At 63.4% G+C, this 3473-nt stretch carries 2 protein-coding genes; both read left to right on the top strand.

Features of this window, described 5'->3' with window-relative positions; all coding sequences use genetic code 11:
- Positions 1-95: 95 nt before the first annotated feature.
- Positions 96-461, top strand: coding sequence for a glycine cleavage system protein GcvH (gene gcvH, locus ACR0LN_RS23795; RefSeq protein ID WP_480433213.1), 366 nt, complete (start codon positions 96-98; stop codon positions 459-461).
- Between the two features lie 112 nt (positions 462-573).
- Positions 574-3429 (top strand): aminomethyl-transferring glycine dehydrogenase, encoded by a 2856-nt coding sequence (gene gcvP, locus ACR0LN_RS23790; RefSeq protein ID WP_480433212.1) that lies wholly within the window; start codon positions 574-576, stop codon positions 3427-3429.
- The last annotated feature ends 44 nt before the right edge of the window (positions 3430-3473 follow it).

Raw genomic sequence — 3473 nt, 5'->3', positions numbered from 1 at the left:
AACCTGATCATCCGGGGCAAGGCGCAACCGGCGCAGATCGTGGCGCTGCCCTTCGTCACACAGAATTACAAGCGTTGAAGTCAGGAGAGAGAGACATGGCAACCTATTATTCCGAAGAGCATGAATGGCTGACCGTCGAAGGGGACGTGGCCACGCTGGGCATCACCAAACACGCGGCCGAACAGCTGGGTGAGGTGGTCTTTGTCGAGCAGCAGGAAGTGGGCGACGAGTTCGAAAAAGACGGCGAGATCGGCGTGATCGAATCCGTCAAGGCGGCGTCCGAGCTTTATGCGCCGGTGGATGGCGAGATCGTCGAGGTCAACGAGACACTGGCTGACAATCCCGGCGCGCTGAACGAAGACCCCGAGGGCGAGGCCTGGATCTACAAGGTCAAGATCAGCGATGCATCGCAGCTGGACGATCTGATGGATGAGGCCGGCTACAAAGCCTTCATCGGCTAATCCCGAACGGCGGGTCCTGTCGCGGATCCGCCCCTTCATCTGGCTAAAAATACCTCCGCCGGAGGCTTCCGCAGCCTCCGCCGGGCCTGACCTATTCATGGGAGCGCAACACATGGCCTTCAAACTGACCGACTACGAAGCCTATGACTTCGCCAACCGCCGCCACATCGGCCCTAGCCCGACCGAGATGCGCGACATGCTCAAGGTGATCGGCTTCAAGACGCTGGACCAGCTGATCGACGCCACCGTCCCGCCCGCGATCCGGCAGAAGGACCCGCTGGACTGGGGTCCGGCGATGACCGAACGCGATGCGCTCTTTCACATGAAGCAGGTGGCGGGCAAGAACAAGGTTCTGACCTCGCTGATCGGTCAGGGCTATTACGGCACCACCACGCCTGCGCCGATCCTGCGCAACATCCTGGAAAACCCGGCCTGGTACACCGCCTATACCCCCTATCAGCCCGAGATCAGCCAGGGCCGTCTTGAGGCGCTGCTGAACTTCCAGACCATGGTCAGCGACCTGACCGGGCTGGACGTGGCCAACGCCTCCTTGCTGGACGAAGCCACCGCCGCGGCTGAGGCCATGGCGATGGCCAAGCGCGGCGGTCGGTCCAAGGCCAACAACGCGGCCTTCTTTGTCGACCGCAACTGCCACCCGCAGACCATCGCGGTAATCAAAACCCGGGCCGAGCCTCTGGGCATCGAAGTACAGGTGGGCGATCCCGACAGCCTGGACGCCGGTGCCGTCTTTGGCGCGATCTTCCAGTATCCCGGCACCCACGGCCATGTGCGCGACTTCACCGCCGAGATTGCGGCGCTGCATGAACACAAAGCCATCGCCATCGTCGCCGCCGACATCCTGTCGCTGGCGCTGTTGAAGTCACCGGGTGAGATGGGCGCGGATATCGCCATCGGCTCGACCCAGCGCTTTGGCGTGCCGATGGGCTATGGTGGCCCGCACGCCGCTTATATGGCAACCACCGACAAGCTGAAACGCTCGATGCCGGGCCGGATCATCGGTGTCAGCATCGACAGCCGTGGCAACAAGGCCTATCGCCTGTCGCTGCAAACCCGCGAGCAACACATTCGCCGCGAGAAAGCCAACTCGAATGTCTGCACCGCGCAGGCGCTGCTGGCCGTCATTGCCTCGATGTATGCCGTTTACCATGGCCCCGACGGCATCAAGGCCATCGCGCAATCGGTGCATCGCAAGACCTCGCGCCTGGCCGCCGGCCTGGAAGAGGCGGGCTTCACCGTCGAACCCGAAGTGTTCTTTGACACCATCACGGTCGAGGTCGGCCACCTGCAGAAAACGGTGATGGAGGCCGCCGTGGCCCGCGGCGTCAACCTGCGCAAGGTCGGCGATACGAAAGTGGGCATCAGCCTCGACGAACAGACCCGGCCCGAGACCATCGAGGCCGTCTGGGGCGCCTTTGGCATCGACCGCACCGATGACAGCTCGAACAAGCAGTACCGCCTGCCCGATTATGCGCTGCGCGAAAGCGCCTATCTGACCCACCCGATCTTCCACCAGAACCGGGCCGAGGCCGAGATCACCCGCTACATGCGCCGACTGGCCGACCGTGATCTGGCGCTGGACCGGGCGATGATCCCGCTGGGGTCCTGCACCATGAAGCTGAACGCCACGATCGAGATGATCCCGGTCACCTGGCCCGAGTTCGGCAACCTGCACCCGTTCTGCCCCGAAGATCAGGCGCAGGGCTATCACGAGATGATTGCCGATCTGAACGACAAGCTGTGCCAGATCACCGGCTATGACGCGATCTCCCAGCAGCCCAACTCAGGCGCGCAGGGCGAGTACGCAGGCCTGCTGACCATCCGCAACTATCACTTCGCGCGCGGTGAAGGTCAGCGGAACGTCTGCCTGATCCCGACCTCGGCGCATGGCACCAACCCGGCCTCGGCCCAGATGGTGGGCTGGCAGGTTGTGCCGGTGCAGGCGGATGAGAACGGCAATATTGACCTGAACGACTTCCGCGCCAAGGCCGAAAAGCACAGCGACCATCTGGCCGCCTGCATGATCACCTACCCCTCGACCCATGGCGTGTTCGAGACCACCGTGCAGGAGGTCTGCCAGATCACCCATGATCACGGCGGTCAGGTCTATATCGACGGCGCCAACATGAACGCCATGGTGGGTCTGTCGCGTCCGGGGGATATTGGCGGCGACGTCAGCCACCTGAACCTGCACAAGACCTTCTGCATCCCGCATGGCGGCGGCGGCCCCGGCATGGGTCCGATCGGCGTCAAGGCGCACCTGACCGAGCATCTGCCCGGCCACCCGGAATACGGCACCGCCGTGGGTCCGGTCTCGGCAGCCCCCTTTGGGTCTCCGTCGATTCTGCCGGTCAGCTGGGCCTATGTTCTGCTGATGGGTGGCGCGGGTCTGACGCAGGCGACCAAAGTGGCGATCCTGAACGCCAACTACATCGCCGCGCGGCTCAAGGATGCCTATCCGATCCTGTATACGTCCGAGACCGGCCGGGTGGCGCATGAGTGCATCCTCGACACTCGACCCCTGGACGAGGCGGCGCATGTCAGTGTCGACGACATCGCCAAACGTCTGGTCGATTCAGGCTTCCACGCGCCGACGATGAGTTGGCCGGTGGCAGGCACCCTGATGGTGGAACCCACGGAATCGGAACCCATGGCCGAGCTCGACCGCTTCTGCGACGCCATGCTGTCCATCCGGGCGGAAGCGCAGGACATCATCGACGGCAAGATCGACGCGGAAAACAACCCGCTGAAAAACGCGCCCCACACGGTGCGCGATCTGGTCGGCGACTGGGACCGCCCCTACACCCGCGAGCAAGCCTGCTTCCCGCCGGGCTCCATGGGCGTCGACAAATACTGGTCCCCCGTCAACCGCGTCGACAACGCATACGGAGACAGAAACCTCGTCTGCACATGCCCCCCAATGGACGCATACCAAGACGCCGCCGAATAATCACCAAAACACAAAAACAAATCCCCCGCCCAAAAGGCGGGGGG

Source organism: Ruegeria sp. AA6, from assembly GCF_056542865.1.
Note: the sequence above shows the minus strand (reverse complement) of the source record. Positions and strands in the feature narration are given on the sequence as shown.